This is a genomic window from Pseudomonas sp. HP_08 (genome assembly GCF_055284095.1).
On record NZ_JBTOQC010000012.1, the window covers coordinates 14035 to 31024 of the forward strand.

General features: G+C 60.0%; 17 protein-coding genes. 7 read left to right on the plus strand and 10 right to left on the minus strand.

Going from position 1 to position 16990, the window contains the following annotated elements; all coding sequences use genetic code 11:
* Window positions 1-341: 341 nt before the first annotated feature.
* From ACYAS9_RS11725 to ACYAS9_RS11735, 3 genes are read right to left on the minus strand one after another with little or no spacing between them, the layout of a single operon-like run.
* The gene (locus ACYAS9_RS11725) at window positions 342-1553 is read right to left on the minus strand and encodes an MFS transporter (RefSeq protein ID WP_463568463.1); all 1212 of its coding nucleotides are present in this window, start codon (window positions 1551-1553) and stop codon (window positions 342-344) included.
* 37 nt (window positions 1554-1590) lie between these two features.
* Complete coding sequence (locus ACYAS9_RS11730) at window positions 1591-2607, minus strand: alpha/beta hydrolase (RefSeq protein WP_463568464.1); 1017 nt, start codon at window positions 2605-2607, stop codon at window positions 1591-1593.
* A gap of 26 nt (window positions 2608-2633) precedes the next feature.
* Window positions 2634-3683, minus strand: coding sequence for an NAD(P)-dependent alcohol dehydrogenase (locus tag ACYAS9_RS11735; RefSeq protein WP_463568465.1), 1050 nt, complete (start codon window positions 3681-3683; stop codon window positions 2634-2636).
* Between the two features lie 171 nt (window positions 3684-3854).
* Here ACYAS9_RS11735 and ACYAS9_RS11740 point away from each other — a divergent pair, with 171 nt between their 5' ends.
* Window positions 3855-4754 (plus strand): AraC family transcriptional regulator, encoded by a 900-nt coding sequence (locus ACYAS9_RS11740; RefSeq protein ID WP_463568466.1) that lies wholly within the window; start codon window positions 3855-3857, stop codon window positions 4752-4754.
* A 272-nt stretch (window positions 4755-5026) separates the two neighbouring features.
* On the opposite strand, the gene ACYAS9_RS11745 is transcribed toward ACYAS9_RS11740, so the two are convergent.
* Window positions 5027-5560, minus strand: coding sequence for a hypothetical protein (locus ACYAS9_RS11745; protein WP_463568467.1), 534 nt, complete (start codon window positions 5558-5560; stop codon window positions 5027-5029).
* Between the two features lie 95 nt (window positions 5561-5655).
* On the opposite strand from ACYAS9_RS11745, the gene ACYAS9_RS11750 reads away from it, so the two are divergent.
* The 3 genes from ACYAS9_RS11750 (at window position 5656) to ACYAS9_RS11760 (ending at window position 8389) form a co-directional block, all read left to right on the plus strand.
* Window positions 5656-6891: a sensor histidine kinase gene (locus ACYAS9_RS11750; protein WP_463568468.1), complete on the plus strand. Its 1236-nt coding sequence runs from the start codon at window positions 5656-5658 to the stop codon at window positions 6889-6891.
* Between the two features lie 86 nt (window positions 6892-6977).
* The gene (locus ACYAS9_RS11755) at window positions 6978-7775 is read left to right on the plus strand and encodes a hypothetical protein (protein WP_463568469.1); all 798 of its coding nucleotides are present in this window, start codon (window positions 6978-6980) and stop codon (window positions 7773-7775) included.
* Complete coding sequence (locus ACYAS9_RS11760; protein ID WP_463568470.1) at window positions 7772-8389, plus strand: DMP19 family protein; 618 nt, start codon at window positions 7772-7774, stop codon at window positions 8387-8389. Before ACYAS9_RS11755 ends, ACYAS9_RS11760 begins: the two co-directional genes overlap by 4 nt.
* On the opposite strand, the gene ACYAS9_RS11765 is transcribed toward ACYAS9_RS11760, so the two are convergent.
* A complete protein-coding gene (locus ACYAS9_RS11765) occupies window positions 8380-9252 on the minus strand; it encodes a LysR family transcriptional regulator (protein ID WP_463568471.1) in 873 nt (290 codons plus the stop codon). The two genes, ACYAS9_RS11760 and ACYAS9_RS11765, sit on opposite strands and share 10 nt — an antisense overlap.
* A gap of 124 nt (window positions 9253-9376) precedes the next feature.
* Here ACYAS9_RS11765 and ACYAS9_RS11770 point away from each other — a divergent pair, with 124 nt between their 5' ends.
* Both ACYAS9_RS11770 and ACYAS9_RS11775 read left to right on the plus strand, forming a co-directional pair.
* Window positions 9377-9802, plus strand: a complete 426-nt coding sequence (locus tag ACYAS9_RS11770; RefSeq protein WP_463568472.1) for a VOC family protein — start codon at window positions 9377-9379, stop codon at window positions 9800-9802.
* A 105-nt stretch (window positions 9803-9907) separates the two neighbouring features.
* Window positions 9908-11158, plus strand: coding sequence for a cation:dicarboxylate symporter family transporter (locus ACYAS9_RS11775; RefSeq protein WP_463568473.1), 1251 nt, complete (start codon window positions 9908-9910; stop codon window positions 11156-11158).
* A gap of 10 nt (window positions 11159-11168) precedes the next feature.
* Here ACYAS9_RS11775 and ACYAS9_RS11780 read toward each other — a convergent pair whose 3' ends face one another.
* The 5 genes from ACYAS9_RS11780 to ACYAS9_RS11800 form a co-directional block, all read right to left on the minus strand.
* On the minus strand, window positions 11169-11801 hold the full coding sequence (locus ACYAS9_RS11780; RefSeq protein WP_463568474.1) for a TetR/AcrR family transcriptional regulator: 633 nt from the start codon (window positions 11799-11801) through the stop codon (window positions 11169-11171).
* A 146-nt stretch (window positions 11802-11947) separates the two neighbouring features.
* The gene (locus ACYAS9_RS11785) at window positions 11948-12691 is read right to left on the minus strand and encodes an SDR family oxidoreductase (RefSeq protein ID WP_463568475.1); all 744 of its coding nucleotides are present in this window, start codon (window positions 12689-12691) and stop codon (window positions 11948-11950) included.
* A gap of 30 nt (window positions 12692-12721) precedes the next feature.
* Complete coding sequence (locus ACYAS9_RS11790) at window positions 12722-13825, minus strand: alkene reductase (RefSeq protein WP_463568476.1); 1104 nt, start codon at window positions 13823-13825, stop codon at window positions 12722-12724.
* 85 nt (window positions 13826-13910) lie between these two features.
* Window positions 13911-14573 carry an SDR family oxidoreductase gene (locus ACYAS9_RS11795; protein ID WP_463568477.1) on the minus strand — a complete coding sequence of 221 codons (663 nt, stop codon included), beginning with the start codon at window positions 14571-14573 and terminating at the stop codon, window positions 13911-13913.
* Between the two features lie 11 nt (window positions 14574-14584).
* Complete coding sequence (locus tag ACYAS9_RS11800) at window positions 14585-14968, minus strand: nuclear transport factor 2 family protein (RefSeq protein WP_463568478.1); 384 nt, start codon at window positions 14966-14968, stop codon at window positions 14585-14587.
* Between the two features lie 203 nt (window positions 14969-15171).
* Between ACYAS9_RS11800 and dld the strand changes: the two genes are divergently transcribed.
* On the plus strand, window positions 15172-16863 hold the full coding sequence (dld, locus tag ACYAS9_RS11805) for a D-lactate dehydrogenase (RefSeq protein WP_463568479.1): 1692 nt from the start codon (window positions 15172-15174) through the stop codon (window positions 16861-16863).
* The last annotated feature ends 127 nt before the right edge of the window (window positions 16864-16990 follow it).

Here is a 16990-nt window from a genome sequence, read left to right on the forward strand (position 1 = left end):
CGCGAATGCGAGAGTACAGTCACCACAAATGTGCTGATTTAACTGGCCCTTTCGCGAGCTGCGCTCGCTCCTACGCAATTTGTGTCGAACTCAGTATCAAGGCCAGCCCAAAATTCGTAGGAGCGAGCGCAAGCTCGCGAAGGCGAAGGTACAGTCACCACAAATGTGCTGGATTTACTGGCCCTTTCGCGAGCTGCGCTCGCTCCTACGCAATTTGTGTCGAACTCGGTATCGATGCCAACCCAAAATCCGTGGGAGCGAGCGCAAGCTCGCGAAGGCGAAGGTACATTCACCACAAATGTGCTGGGTTTATTGGCCTTTTCGCGAGCTGGCGCTCGCTCCTACGCGTGTGGCGAGTCAGATAAGCGGGTTGTGTTTGATGAGGGGACCGACGCTGCTCGCCCGGCCAACACCGTCACCACGGCAGCCATCAGCAATATCGCGGCGCTGGACTCGAAGGTCGCCCGATAGCCATCCAGGTCGTAAAGAACCCCGCCCAGCGTGGCGCCCGAGGCAATTGCCAGCTGCACAATCGCGACCATCAGACCGCCGCCGGCTTCGGCGTCGTCGGGCAGGGTTCTGGCCAGCCAGGTCCACCAGCCGACCGGCGCGGCCGTGGCCACCAGTCCCCATACACCCAGCAGCACGGTGGTGATGCTCACCGAGCCGCCGAAGGCGACAAGCGCCAGGGCAATCGCGGCCATCAGCAGCGGGATGGTCGCCAGGCTGCGAAACAGTCCTTTTTTCAGAAAGGCTTCGATTGCAAAGGTGCCGATCAGACCGGCCGCGCCCAGTACCAGCAGGATCAGTGACAGGGTAGACACCTCGACCTGGGTCACGCTTTCCAGAAACGGGCGCAGGTAGGTAAACAGCATGAACTGACCCATGAAAAACAGGCTGGCCGCGAGCAGGCCCAGAGCGACCGAGGCGCTGCCCAACAGATGCAACAGGTTGCCTCGGGTTTTGCCGTGTCGCGTCGGGATCGAGGGCATGCGCAGCCATAACCAGGCAAAGGCGAGGGCGGCCACCGGCACCACGCACAGGAACGCGCCGCGCCAGCCAATGATCGAGCCGAGAAAGCTGCCCAGCGGCGCGGCAATGACGGTGGCCAGCGCGTTGCCGCCATTGACCACCGCCAGTGCGCGCGGCACCTGTGCATCCGGCACCAGGCGCATCGCTGTGGCGGCCGATAGCGACCAGAAACCGCCAATCGCCACACCGATCAAGGCGCGGCCCAGCATGAACGTCGTGTAGTCGGGGGCGAATGCCACCACGCTGCCGGAGACGATCATCAACAGGGTCAGCGACAGCAGCAAGCGCTTGCGCTCGATACGTGCGGCGACGGCGGGTATCAGCAGGCTGGTGATCAGGGCAAACAGTCCGGAGACCGAAATGCCCTGGCCGGCCTGGCCTTCGCTGATGTGCAAATCGTTGGCGATCGGCGTCAGCAGGCTGACTGGCATGAATTCAGACGCCACCAGCGCAAAGGCCGCCAGAGACATGGCCAGCACCGCGCCCCAGGCGGCCTGGGGCGTAGAGGGTTGATTGATCATTAACATTTCCTTGCAAGTGCCGGAGCCGTCGACGCTTTTACAGGTGATTCAGAAAAAACGTGCCCAGCTTTTCGAACGGGATCAGGTTGACCCGGTCGTACAAATCCACATGCCCGGCGCCAGGAATAACCAGCAGTTCCTTGGGTTCGCCCGCACGTTTGTAGGCGTCTTCGCTGAACTCGCGCGAGTGTGCATCGCCGGTGATCAACAGCAACGGGCGCGGCGAGATCGTCTCGATGTCGTCGAACGGGTAGAAGTTCATGAACTTCACGTTGCTGGTCTGCGTCGGCATGGTGGTGGTCAGCTTTGACGCGCCCGCTGGCGTCACTTCGCCGCGCGGGGTGCGGTAGAAGTCGAAGAACTCGTCGCCAATCGCGTTGCCGGTCAGTTTTAGCGGCGTGCCGCCGGTGTACTTGACGGCACCGCCCTGAAACTCGACATACCGCTGTTCGGCGGCTTCGCGCAGGATCTGCTGGCGCTGTTCCAGCGTCACGCCGTGCTTGAGGCCGTTACGGTTGGCCGCGCCCATGTCGTACATGCTCACCGTGGCGATGGCTTTCAGGCGCGGGTCGATCCTGGCGGCGCTGATCGCAAAACTGCCGCTGCCGCAAATGCCGATCACGCCAATGCGCGTGCGGTCGACGAAGGGCCGGGTGCCGAGAAAGTCCACCGCCGCGCTGAAGTCTTCGCTGTACAGGTCCGGCAGCACCGCGTTGCGCGGCAAGCCTTCGCTTTCGCCCCAGAACGACAGGTCCAGCGACAAGGTGACAAAGCCTTGCTCGGCCATTTTGGTGGCGTACAGGTTCGCGCTTTGCTCCTTCACCGCGCCCATCGGGTGACCGACGATGATTGCGGCATTTCTGGCTGAAGGGTTCAGGCCTTTGGGCTTGAACAGGTTGCCGGCGACCTTCATGCCGTACTGGTTATTGAAGGTGACCTTTTCGACGGTCACTTTATCGCTGGTGTAGAAGTTGTCGGCGCCGTTGGGCAAGGCCGCAGCGGTGGCGGCGCACGAAGCCAGCATAAGCCCGAAGGCCATGAGCAGTTTGTTCATGGGTATGCCCCTTTAGTGAATGGTGCTCAGCCCGCCAGCGTGGCGTTGTCGATCACGAAGCGGTACTTGACGTCGCCCTTGAGCATCCGCTCGTAGGATTCATTGATCTGGTCGGCGCGCACCAACTCGATGTCGGCGACGATGTTGTGTTCGGCGCAGAAATCGAGCATTTCCTGAGTCTCGGTGATACCGCCGATCATCGAGCCGGCGAGGGTGCGGCGTTTCATGATCAGGTTGAACACAGTGGGCGAGGGGTGCGGCGTTGCCGGCGCGCCGACCAGGGTCATGCAGCCGTCGCGCTTGAGCAGCACCAGCAGCGCATCGAGGTCGTGCGGCACGGCCACGGTGTTGAGGATCAGGTCGAAGCTTTTGCCGTGCGCGGCCAGCTCTTCAGGGTTGCGGGTGACCACCACTTCATCGGCGCCCAAGGCCCTGGCGGCTTCGCGCTTGGGCTCGGAGGTAGTGAAGGCGACCACATGCGCACCCAGCGCATGGGCCAGCTTGATGCCCATATGGCCCAGCCCGCCAATGCCGACGATGCCGACCTTCATGCCCGGCCCGACACCGCGATGGCGCAGCGGCGACCAGGTGGTGATGCCGGCGCACAGCAGCGGCGCCACGGCGGCGAGTTGTTCTTGCGGGTGGCGGATGCGCAGTACATAGCGCTCGTGCACCACGATCTGCTGCGCATAGCCGCCAAGCGTGTGGCCCGGCGCATCCGCGGTCGGGAAGTTGTAAGTGCCGATCATGCCGTCGCAGTAGTTCTCCAGCCCTGCATCGCACTCTTCACAGTGCTGGCAGCTGTCGACGATGCAACCGATGCCGACCAGATCACCGACCTTGAAGCCCGCGACATGCGCGCCTACCGCCGCAACCCGGCCCACGATTTCATGCCCCGGCACACACGGAAATTGTGTACCGGCCCACTCGTCGCGCACCTGATGCAGGTCCGAGTGGCAGATGCCGCAAAAGGCGATGTCGATCTGCACATCATGCGCGCCGGGGACGCGGCGTTCGATCTGCAACGGTTCAAGAGGTTTGTCGCCGGCGTGGGCGCCGTAGGCTTGAATCGGCATGGGGAAACTCCTGGCTGATTGCGTTACCGGTCATTTTCCGGGTATCGCCGGTCTGCCGATAACGCATTCCGCTGGATTTCTTGCCCAATCCGCTGAGTCTTCACTCCTTCCCGTAGGAGCAACTTCAGTTGCGAATTACAGTAGCCCTACGATTCCCCGTCAGGCCCTTTCATGAAAGCCACCACCCCCCAAGCCATCCTGGCGCGCCTCATCAATCGACACATCAGCCAACCCGGCGATTACCCCACTTCAATTCCCGAGTTGGGCTTATACCGCCGCGACCAGCCTTCAGCGCCGGTGGTGTGCATGGTCCCGCCGAGTATTGTGCTGGTCGCTCAGGGCGCCAAACAGATGTGGGCCGGCGGCGAGGGTTTTCCGTATGACACCTCGAATTTTCTGATCACCTCGCTGGACCTGCCGGCCAACTCCGAAGTCATTCAGGCCAGTCCCGAACAGCCATGCCTGGGCCTGACGCTCAAGCTCGATCTGCGCATGCTCGCCGAACTGGTCGCCCAGGGCTGCCTGGCGCCGATGCGCGACAAAGCCGCTGGCAAAAGTGTGGGCATTGGCGCTGCGACGCCGGCGATTCTCGCGCCGGTGCTGCGGCTGCTGCAGTTGCTGGACGAGCCCGATGCGATCCCGGTGCTGGCGCCGATGATCCTGCGCGAGATTCATTACCGGCTGCTGCAAGGCGATCAGTCGCGCCTGCTACGCCAGATTGCCTCGGTCGATGGGCAAGGCCAGCGTATTGCCAGGGCCATCGACTGGCTCAAGCTCAACTACGCCGCCGTGCTGCGCGTCGAAGAACTCGCGGCCAGGGTGCAGATGAGCCCGCCGACCTTTCACCACCATTTCCGCCAGCTCACCGCCATGAGCCCGCTGCAATATCAGAAATGGCTGCGCCTGACCGAAGCCAGACGGTTGATGCTCAACGAGCATCTGGACGTGTCGAGTGCCGCCTTCAAGGTCGGCTATGAAAGCCCGTCGCAGTTCAGCCGTGAATATGGCCGCCTGTTCGGCGTGCCGCCCAAGCGCGACATAATGGCATTGCGCGGGCAGGGCAGTTATTGACGGGATATAAGTCGGGCGGTGAAGAAATATCCAGCCTGTTAGACCGTTTATGCATGAATCGTAGGTAACTATATTCAAATGGAATATCTATAGCGCCGTTAAAGACGTCGCTGTCATTTAACCGTCTGTCATTGCATCTATATTGATGTTTCAGCCATCGATAACGGCGTCCCCGCGACCGTTTGCGGGGTGACTGTAGCCTTGGGCGCTGCAACGCTGGCGTCTTGTGCCATTTCCACAAAATTCTAGAATCAGCGCCATCAAGCAATTATTCAGTCTTTCGATAATGGAGTTTCGATCATGATGAACGCAATGCAGATGCCGATGAACAACACCATGCCAATGATGCCGATGATGGGCATGCCGATGATGATGGCGACCATGGAATGCGAAATGATGGCCGACGCCATGATGTGCACCATGAAGCCGGCGGCTGGCATGGACATGGCCATGTTCAAGAACAACGCCGAAATGATGGCGATGATGATGAACTGCGGCATGCCGATGATGATGCATTGCGCCAACATGTCGATGATGTGCATGTCCGAAAGCGGCATGGCGATGATGAACATGATGGGCGGCATGAACATGCCAATGATGATGCCGATGGGCATGCCCATGCCGATGATGAAGTGCATGATGACCTGCACCGTCGAAGCCGACTGCATGAAGTGCATGATGATGCCGATGCCAGGCATGACCATGGACATGATGAATAACTGCTGCATGCTGATGATGAAAATGATGAACGATTGCAGCATGCCGATGATGATGAGCTGCAATGGTATGCCGATGATGTGCTGCACGTGCTGATACCGGCCTGAGGGCCAGACAAGCCCGCCAGTGAAGACTGGCGGGCTTTTTTACTGGACGCCATTCTGGTAAGTGGCTTGATCGCGTTATGATCCGTCAGTCTTGTCCTGTTACAACGACTGAGGAACTGCCTATCAAACTCGTTTCCAACACGCAGAGCCCATCCCGGCAATGGCAGCGCTTGCTGTCGGCACAACGCCAGGCCCTGGAAATGGCGGTCTCACGCAAGAGCCTCGACGAGTTGCTGGGCTTCATCGCCCGTGCCGGCAGTGAGCACCTGGGTGGGCGGTCGGCGGTGTTTCTGGTCGATCAGGACTCCAGCACCCTGACGTACGCGGCTTCTGAAGGACTCGATGCCGGCTATATCAAGGCGATCCAGGGCTTCGAGATCGGCCCCCATTCTCCCTCCTGCGGCACTGCTGCCTACACCGGCGAGCTGGTGATTGTCGGTGATGTGGCGGGCGACCAGCTCTGGACACCGTTTCTGGAACTGGCGGCGCAGTACGGCATTGCGGCCTGTTGGTCCAGGCCTATGAAGGATGCGAACGGCATTGTGCTGGGCACTTATGCGATCTACCACGAGACGCCGCGTGTGCCGACCGAGGATGAGCTTGAGGCCATCGAGCTGCTGGCCAATGCGGCAGCGCTGATGATCGAGCGCTCCGTCGCTGACACAACCTTGCAAAATACCCTGCAGGCCTTGCAGCGCAGTGAGACCGCCACGCGCGAGTTGAGCCACCGGGTGATGAACACCTTCCATATATTTGAGGGTGTGCTGGGGGCCAAGATTCGCTCCATGCAGGACCCCGATGCCAAAGCGGCCACCGCTGAGGCGCTGGCACGCATCCGGGCGATGTCGCTGGTGCACCACAAACTCTTCTCGCTGACCCAGAACAGCGAAGTCGATCTGGATGCCTCAAGCTTCATGGACAGCCTGATCAACGACCTTGCCCAGGCCTTCGCCTCGGAAAATAACCTGCGCATCATTCTTTCCAGGGAAGTGGGCATTACCCTGCCGGCCGAGCGTTGCGCCTCACTGGGCCTGCTCGCGGTGGAGCTGGTCCTGAACGCCATCAAGCATGCGTTCGATGAAGGGCAGCCGGGCGGGATCATTACCGTGACCCTGCACCGTGATGTCGAGTCGGTGGTGTTTTCGGTGCGCGATAACGGCAAAGGGCTGCCTGACGGGACATTGACCGCCCGCAGCAAGCGGCTCGGAACCCGCTTGATCCATTCGTTTGTCACTGACCTCAAGGCGGACTTTCAAACGCAAAACCTGGAGAAGGGCGCCGAGTTCCTGGTCCGGTTTTCCAGCAGCTCGTAAGAACCTGGCAGGATTACCGGTTCTTCATACCAAGGATTTTCTGTGTATTTTCTATCAGCGCACGATGCGCGCCCAAGGCCAGCCCCATGAAGCCCCACGCCGAATTACGCCTGTGCGCGGTGCCGGTGTGCGGCGGCCTGGTGCTCAGCATCGCCAAGGCACTGGTCAATGGCTGGAACAGCACCGAGCTGTTCTCCGGCTTTCTGTTTGGTTTTCTGATTGCCACGGTGGTGGGCATTCCGCTGTTGCTCTGGGGCGACAGGCGCTGCGGGCAGTTCAAGTGGCGCCATGTGCTCAGTGCGCTGGTGCAGAGCCTGGTGATGGTGTTGATGGTGCGTGGATCGTTCATCAATCTATTGCTGATGTGGGCGATTGGCGGATTGACGCTGGGAGTGCTGTACACCGCAGTGGTCACAGCCATCGAGCGTCTGCCGGTGCGCCGCGCTGGTGGTGGCCGTCAGCGTTGGGGAATGATTGTGGCGGTGCCTGTGTCGGGCGGGCTGACAGCGGGGAGTGTCGCCGCGTTGTTCTATTCCGCCGACTCAACACTGCAAATGTTTCTCTTTTTCGCGTTGGTCGGTGTCTCGCTGAGCATGCTGGTCAGTTGGCCGGTGTTATGGCTGATGGAGCGCTTTGTCTCGACCCGCTGGCGTTATGTGTTGGGTGGCGGGATCAGCGGTGTACTGATCTGGATGTTGTTTGGCATGCCGCTCACACCTGCGTATCCGGCGGCTTTCGTCAGTGAAGTTAGCGCCTGGAACTTCTTGCTGCAGCTTCTCATTGTGCCTTTTGTGCTACTCGGGTTGATGGCCGGTGTCCTATGTACGGCGTTGAATGCCCTGTATGAATGGAGGCAAAACGTGAAGGAGCGTGCCACACCATGAACCTCAATCCCATCATCCACGTGCGCTTCGAGCCAGAAGCGTTGCGCATCGAGTGGGCCGACGGCCTGATCCTGCACCAGCCCTTGACCCGCTACAGCCGGCTGCAAGAGGCCACGCCCGAAGCGCGGGCTGGCTTTGAGATTCAGGGCGCTTCGGTGAGCTGGCCCGCATTGGGCGTCAATGTCGAAGCCGCCGACTGGATCTGGGAGCATCTGTGCAACGAGTCCATGGCCCGCCTGCAAGCGCTGGACTGGCAACTCGACAAATTGACACCGCACGATCAATCCATCGTTGCGCTCTGGCGCCTTGAGGCGGACGGTTACAACGGCGGGTTCCTGCAGTTTTTCTGCAACTGGGGCGACCAGACCTGCACGCTGGCCTTGCAGGCGCTTGCCGCCATCGGCGCACACAGCAGCCATGCCGTGGTCAGCCAGCAGCGCCAGTTGATCGGCCACCTTGAAGACCATCCGCAACTGGAAAAGCTGTGGGACATCGTGCAGTTGCTCAGCGATGAACAGCATGACGTCATCAGCGGCGAACTGGACGAACAGTTATGGGCCGCGATGGAAGAAGTGCCGGGGTTGGCAGCAGGGTATTTCTACCGTCACGAATGACCGTTCGCCGATTCGACAATCAGGTTCGCCAGGGCCTCGACGGCGGTATTCAGGCTGGCCCTGGCCCGGTGCACCAGGCCGATGTCGCGATGAAACGTGTGTTCACCCAGTTCCAGCACGCGCACCGAGGCCGGCCAGGCATTGCAGTGGATCTCCGGCACCAGCGCCACGCCCACGCCATTGGCCACCAGCTTGACGATGGCCTCTTGTTCATCCAGCTCGCACACTTCACGCGGCACCAGGTGCATCTGCCTGAGAAAGCGCTCGACCTGTCGGCCGCCAAAGGAAGAGCGGTCGTAGCGAATGAAGGGTTGTGTCGATAACAGCGTGATCCAGTCATCACCGGGCATTTTTTGCGGCACGATCAGGCGATAGGGCTCGCTGGCCAGCGTGGTCCAGGTCAGATCGCTGTGCAGTGAAAAGGGCGGGCGGATAATCGCGGCCATGTCGATCTCGCCAGTGTCCACCAGGTTGATCAGCTCCAGCGAGACGCCCGGCAGGATGCGCGTGCGGCACTGGGGGAATTGCTGGTGAAAACGGGTCAGTGCATCGGGCAGCAGATTGCGTTGAATGGACACAATGGCGCCGAGGGTCAGCAAGGTCGAGGCGGGCATGCCCGGCGTGCGGTTGCCCAGCTCGTTGTACATCTGGATCAGTTCCTGCGCCTTCACCAGCATTTCGTGGCCACGCCGGTTCAAATGCGCCGCACGGCCTGTGCGGTCGAACAACTCAAAGCCCAACTCGGCCTCCAGGCGCTGCATCTGCGCGCTGACGGCGGCCTGGGTCAAGCCGACGCGATGGGCGGCAGCGGCGAAGGTGCCTTCACGCGAGACGGCAAGCAAGGTCTTGAGTTCGCGAATCATGTACAAATTTCCTTTGTGCTAACCACAAAATCATATTGTTTTTTTTATTGATTCGCCACGCTTAAGATTTCTTCGGCTGCTGAACGACAGCCATGATAAAAATCACAGACCGTGGAGTTTCCCGATGAGCCTTTCTCCTTTTCACCTGGCAATCCCTGTTTACGACCTGGCCGCGACCCGTACCTTCTACGGTGAGGTTTTCGGTCTGGAAGAGGGCCGCTCCAGCACGCAATGGGTCGACTTCAACTTCTACGGTCACCAGTTGGTGATTCATGAGCACCCCAAGACCGCCTCGCAGGAAAGCGTGCACAGCAACCCGGTCGATGGCCACGATGTGCCGGTGCCACACTTCGGCATTATCCTGCAGTGGGAACAGTGGGAAGCCCTGGCTGAACGCCTGAAGTCGTTTGGCACCCAGTTTGTGATCGAACCCTACATCCGCTTCAAAGGCCAGGTCGGCGAGCAGGCCACCATGTTCCTGTTCGACCCGTGTGGTAACGCACTGGAGTTCAAAGCCTTCAAAGACATGAGCCAACTCTTCGCCAAGTAACACGCCTTCTGATCATCAAGCGGCACAACCTGCGTTGTGCCCTTTTTATTTCGATCTAGCCACTGCCTTTAACGCAGCTATTCCCCTCCAACAAGAAGACTAGACATGAAACGTATTCCCCTGGTTTGGCAAATCGTTGCCGGGCTATTGCTTGGCGTGCTCGTCGGTGGGTACTTGAATACTCATCCGGATTATCAACAGTGGGTCAGTGCAGAGATCCTCAAACCACTGGGCGATATCTTTATCAAGATGATGAAGTTGGTCGTAGTGCCGATTGTTTTTTGTTGCATGATTCTGGGCATTGCCGGTGGCGGCGATAACAAGTCGTTTGGGCGCATGGGCGCCAAGTCGCTGGCTTACTTCTTCGCCATTACCAGCCTGGCGATTGTGCTGGGTCTGTGTTTCGCCAATCTGTTCGAACCGGGTGCCGCTACGGACATATCCGGCATTGCTCACACCGCCGCTGTATTGAAGACCGAGCCGTCGAAGGGCGCACTGGTGATTGTGCAGAATATTGTGCCCGATAATATTTTCGTCGCCATGAGCGAGGCGAAACTGCTGTCGATTCTGTTCTTCTCGGTGTTGTTCGGCATGGCGCTCAATGCACTGCCGCGAGAAAAGAGCGCGCCGGTGATTGCGGTGATACAGGGCATTTCCGATGCAATGTTCAAAGTGGTCAGTTTTGTCATGGCCTATGCGCCGATCGGTGTCTTCGGCATGATCGGCGCGACCGTCGCCACCTTTGGATTCGCCTCGTTATTGCCACTGCTCAAGTTGATCGGGGTGGTGTACCTGGCGTTGATAGTGTTCGCCCTGGTGGTTCTGGGCGGTATTTGCTACTTGTTGGGTGAAAACATCTTCAAGTTGATCAAGTACTTCCGTAACGAGTTGATCCTGGCGTTTTCCAGTGCCGCGTCGGCAGCGGTCATGCCGCAGTTGATGAACAAGCTGGAAGCGTACGGCGTGCCTCGGCGCATTGTCAGTTTCGTGGTGCCGGTGGGCTATGCCTTCAATCTGGATGGCGCGTCGATCTTTCTGGGCGTGGCGACGATCTTTGTCGCGCAGCTGTATGGCATCGACCTGTCGCTGTCGCAGCAGATCCTGCTGGTGGTGACCATGGTCCTGACCTCCAAGGGCGCGGCCGGGGTGCCGGGGTTCGCGATCATCATTCTTTCGGCCACCCTGGCCTCGGCCGGGCTGCCACTGGAAGGCGTCGCGCTGATTGCCGGTATCTTCCGCGTGATCGACAGCGGCACGACCACACTGAATGTGCTGGGCAATGCGATTGCACCGTTGGTCATCGCCCGCTGGGAGAGGGTCGAGTTGTTGCCGGCAACACCGGTCAAGAACCTGTAAAGCCTGGCGGTTATGAGGCCAGTGCCGGCGCCAGCATGGCCACGGCGCTGGCGCCGATGCCCTGCAGGTCTTCACGGCTTGCACCGTCGTGGGCCTGCAGCGACATGCCCTCCAGCAGGGTATTAAACGCCGAGGCGAGCAGGCGGGTGTTGGTTTGCGCCTGCAACTGGCCGTCGGCAACCGCGCGATCCAGGCGCTGTTGCAAGTAATCGCGGCCTTCCTGGCGCAAGGCCTTGAGGGCGGCGGTGACTTCTGTGGCATCGTCGGACACGTTTACAGCCGCCAGCACCACCATGCAGCCACAGGGCGCCTCGGTCTCGGTCAGGATCGAGGCTGAGGTGTGGAAGAAGTTGCCAATGGCAGAGACCACGTCAGGTTCGCTGTCCATACGCTCCCAGGTGGAGTCCCAGAAGGTGGTTTCGTAGTGAGCGACCGCTTCCAGAAACAGCCTGGCCTTGTTGCCAAAGGCCGCGTACAGGCTGGGCGGGTTGATGCCCATCGCGGTGCACAACTCGGCAACCGAGGCCGGCTCGTACCCGCGCTTCCAGAACACGGCCAGTGCCTGAAGCAAGGCCTGGTCGCGGTCAAAGGCGCGAGGGCGTCCCTTGCTGCGGGAAACAGAGGAGGAGTGGGGATCGGTCATGGAACTGATTGCCTGGAAATACAGGCGTCGATGATACACAAAACGGCTTCTTCGAGCCGCCACCGACGAGGCCTGTGTTTGTCGAGGTAAAAAGGCCCGCACACCACTTGAAAGCTGTGGTGTGCGGGCTTTTCTTTATTCGCCGGTTACCAGTCCTGGCGAGTCGGCGAAATGATCAGATCGTTGACGGTGACGTTGGCGGGCTGATTCAAGGCATAAACCACGGCATTGCCAATGTCTTCGGGTGCGATGGCAATCCTGTTCAGTTCCTGGGCCGCCTTGCGCCCGGCAGGATCAGTGACCTTGTCGGCCCAGCCGGTATTGATCACACCCGGACTGATGGTGTTGACGCGAATACCATGGTGCACGCCCAGTTCCTTGCGCATCGACTCGGTCATGGCCTGTACAAAGAACTTGGTCGAACTGTAGACACCGGCAGCAGGACCTACCTGATGACCGGCCACCGAGTCCATATTGAGAATCTGGCCACTGCCTTGCTTCAACATGAACGGCAGCACCCCGGCAATTGCGTTCAGGTAGCCCTTGATATTGACGTTGATCATTTTTTCCCAGTCATCGGTCGCCAGGTCTACCCAGTTGGAAAACAGCATCAGGCCGGCGTTGTTGATCAGGATGTCCACCGAGCCAAACGTGTCCTGAGCGAACTGAGCCAAGGCTTTCATATCGTCGAGCCGGGTGACATCGCTGACACGGCCTACGGCTTGCGCGCCGCTGGCTTGCAGTTCGCTGACCATCGCCTCCAGGCCTTCCTGATCCAGCGCGGCGGCAACCACGCGCACGCCTTTGGCCGACAGGGCGCGCGCCGAGGCGGCGCCCAGGCCTGACGAGGCGCCGGTAATGATCGCGGTTTTGTTGTGCAGATAATTCATGAGGCTTCTCTGTGTTTGACGGGGGATTGATCAGTAGTTGCCCAGCGGCCAGTCGGTGTAGCCCTTGGCACCGCCGCCGTAGTAGCTCTCACGCGGGGCAATGGTCAGCTCGGCGCCACGGCGCAGGCGCTCGACCAGATCGGGGTTGGCGATGAACAGACGACCAAAGGCCACCGCGTCGATCCTGCCCTGTGCGCGGCGTTCGATGGCCATGTCGAGGTCGTAGTTATTGTTGCCAATGAAAGGCCCGTTGAACTGCGCACTCAATGCATCCATGTCCACGCCTGCCGGTACTTCGCGCGAGGTGGCGGTGGCGCCTTCGACGAAGTGCAGGTAAGCCAGGTTGAAGGCGTTGAGTTGCTGGATCAGATAGCCGTACATCGCCATTACATTGCTGTCGGGCGGTGTATTGCCGGCATCGGGAGTGACCGGCGACAGGCGAATACCGACCCGCTCAGGCCCCCAGATATCGACGATCGCCTGGGTGACTTCCAGGGTCAGGCGCGCACGGTTCTCGATCGAGCCGCCGTACTGATCGGTACGCTGGTTGGTCGAGTCGCGCAGGAACTGATCCAGCAGGTAGCTGTTGGCCGAGTGCACCTCAACGCCGTCGAAACCTGCGCGCTTGGCGTTTTCAGCCGCGCGCCGGTACTGCTCGATGATGCCGGGAATCTCGTCTGTCTCGAGCGCACGGGGCATCGACACCGGGACAAAGCCATCGACGGTGTAGGTATTGCCCTCGGCCTGAATGGCCGAAGGCGCCACTGGCGCTGCGCCGTCGGGCTGTAACTCCACGCTGGAGAAGCGCCCCACATGCCAGAGCTGGCTGACGATTTTGCCGCCTGCCGCGTGTACGGCATCGGTGACTTTTTTCCAGCCGGCCACCTGTTCATCACTCCAGATACCGGGTGTGGCGGCATAGCCACGGCCTTGCGCGGAAATATTGGTCGCCTCCGCGATGATCAGCCCGGCGCTGGCCCGTTGCGCGTAATACAGCGCGTGCAGCGCATCGGGAATGCCATCTTCTGTGTAGCGGCTGCGGGTCACCGGCGCCATCACGATCCGGTTGGTGAGCGCGAGGGCGCCCAGGTTGACGGGGGTGAACAAGTCGGTGCGGGTGCTGTTGTCAGTCATGCGTAATCAAACCTGAATAGACCAGTCGTCTAAAAAATGATCAGAAAAAAATGGCTGCGGCCTGGCCGCTTAGCCATTTATGAATTCAATAAGGCCGTTCGAGGCGCGCAATGGCCTCGGCCACCGGCGTGTCGCCCTGGGTCAGTTCGATGAGGGTGCGGGTCACGCCAGGGTGTTCGATGATTTCAAGCAAGGCGCTGGCAACGTCGTCGCGGCTCACCTCGCCGTAAGGGATGGCGAGCCCGGCGCGGACCTTGCCGGTGCCCGGTGTGTCGAGCAGCGTGCCGGGGCGCACGATGACCCAATCCAGACCGGACTCGGCCAGGTGCACATCGGCCTGCTTTTTCACCGCCATGTAGTTCTCGAAGGTCTCGGACACCGTTGTGCCCCGCGAGGCCTCGGGAAACGCCGAGACCAGCACGAAGCGTTGCACGCCCGCCGCTTTGGCAGCCGCTACGGCAAGCTCCAGACCGCGACCATCAATGGCATCGGTCATTTCCGGGCCGCCCTTACCACCGGCACCCGCCGAAAAGACCACGGCATCGCTGCCGGCCATCAACTGCGCCAGCGCGTCGCTGTTCAGGTCGAGCAGGCTGCCGGCAATCGGTGTAGCGCCGAGCGCTTTCAGTTGTGCGGCCTGTTCGGCGTGACGAAACAGCGACCTGGGTTCGTGCCCGCGTTCGGCCAGTTGCTGCGCAAGGCGCCGCCCGACCTTGCCGGCACCGCCGACGATAAAGACCTTGTTCATGAGTGGGTTCCTCAAGGCACGACGTGGGTGTGATAGATCTTGCTGACCACGGTCCAGCGACCTTCGACTTTCAGCAGGTTGAAGAAGTCGGTGAAGCAGAAGCCGGAGATGTCATTGGTGTCGATGCGTGCGCTGGCGGCGCTGCCAACGATGTCGATGTTGACGATTGCGCCCTGGGCTTCAGGGGAGGGGCGAAACGCGCTGTCGATGATGTCGAACAGTCCTTGAATCGGCCCGCCGGTGAGCTTGTTATCAGCATCGACACCGAAGATTGTCGCCTGCTCGCTGAATGCCGGTTTCATCAGGCTGCTGTCGGCCTGCTTGCCGCCTTCGTTGTACTGGTTCAGCACTACGACGATGGCGTTGTATTCCTGAACGTAGGTGGGGTTGCTCATGGTGGGGCTCCTGATGGCTGTTAATCTGTAGTGATCGCTAAAGATTGCATATTCTATAGTGAGCGCTACACATAATGTCAAGCCGCTTGTCGATAGCCTTCAGTTATCGATTTATGGGAATTGGTCATTAGTCGCGATGCGTAAACCCCACTAGACTCCAACTATTTGCAATCACAACTATAAGCAACCTAAGGTTCGATTCCATGCCGCAGTCGTTAACGCTACAACGCTTGGGCGAGCAGGTCGGCAATGACCATCTGATCACCGATCCCTACCAGAAAAACTACTACTGCAAAGGCTTTCGCTACGGTCGTGGCGAGGCCCTGGCCGTGGTGCTGCCGCAGACCCTGATGCAGTTGTGGCAGGTGCTGAAAATCTGCCAGGAGGAGGGCGTGATCATCCTCATGCAGGCGGCCAATACCGGAGTCACCGGTGGCTCGACGCCGCACGGTGATGATTACGACCGACCGGTCGTAATCATCAGCACGCGCAAGATAAAAGGCATGAAAGTGATCGATGATGCCCGGCAGATCATCGCCTTTCCCGGCAGTTCGCTGACTGAGCTGGAAGACGGCCTGAAGCCTTATGGCCGCGAGCCGCACTCGGTGATCGGCTCGTCCTGCATCGGTGCCTCCGTGGTGGGCGGTATCTGCAATAACTCCGGTGGCTCGCTGTTGCAACGAGGCCCCGCGTTTACCGAAAAGTCACTGTTTGCGCGTATCAACGAAGACGGCTCGCTGGAGCTGATCAACCATCTGGGCATCGAGCTGGGCGATACGCCCGAGCAGATCATCGGCAACCTTGAAGCGGGTACGTACAGCACCGGCACCGCCAGCGATTGGGCCGGTAAAATCTGGGCCGACGATTATTACGCCGTGATCAAGGATGTCGACGCGCCGACCCCGACGCGCTTCAACGGCAACCCTCAGTACCTGCACGAGAGTTTGGGGTGTGCGGGCAAGGTCATCGTCTTCGCGGTACGCCTGGCCACGTTTGCGGCGGTGACGGCGCAAGACACCTTCTATATCGGCACAAATGACGAGCGCGAGCTGCTGCAACTGCGGCGCTTTCTGATCGAAAACCTCGACCACCTGCCGATTCAGGCCGAGTACATCGACCGCAGCGCCTTTCGTTTGACCCTGCGCTACGCACGGCACATGTACCTGTCGATCAAACGCCTGGGGCCGGCGGCATTGCCGGGGTTGATGCAGAAAAAAGCGCGTTGGGATGCTCAGGTCCGGCGCCTGAAGTTACTGCCGGCGAACATGGTCGATCGCCTGATCCAGTGGGGCAACCGGCTGGTGCCGGCCAATGTGGCGCCGCGCTTGATGGAATTTCACCAGCGTTTCGAACACCACCTGATGATCAAGGTCGACCGCGCCGATACCCCGCAATTGAATACGCTGCTGTCAGGGTTTTTCGCGCAAAAAAGCGGTGACTGGTTCCATTGCAGCGAAACCGAACAGGCCGATGCCTTCCTGATCCGCTTCGCGGTGGGGGGCACGCCGGTGTTCTATTGCGATTATTACGGCATCGACGGCGATAGCCGGCTGATCTCGCTGGATGTGGCGCTACGGCGCAATGACGATCAATGGACCATTCAGCTGCCGCCGGCACTGGCCGCGCAGGTTCAGGAGCAAAGCTGCTGCGGACACTTCTTTTGCCTGGTCAATCACCAGGATTACATCCTCAAACCCGGTGTCGACGGTGCGCAGTTCAAGGCGGCGGTGCTTGAGCTGCTAAACCAGCGCGGTGCCAGGTACCCGGCGGAACACAATATCGGCCACCTGTACCACGCCTCCGAAGCGCATCAGCAACACTTCCATGCGCTGGACCCCACCAATAGCTGCAACCCCGGTATTGGCAAAACCAGCAAGCTGAAAGACTGGGCGTGAGGCGCTGATTCAACTCTGGATCGTTCAGGACGCAGGAGTGAGGCGGGTGGCCGCGCCTTAAGCATCGCGAATGCAAAGGTGCAGTCACTCCAGATGTGCTGATTTCACTGGCCCTTTCGCGAGCTGG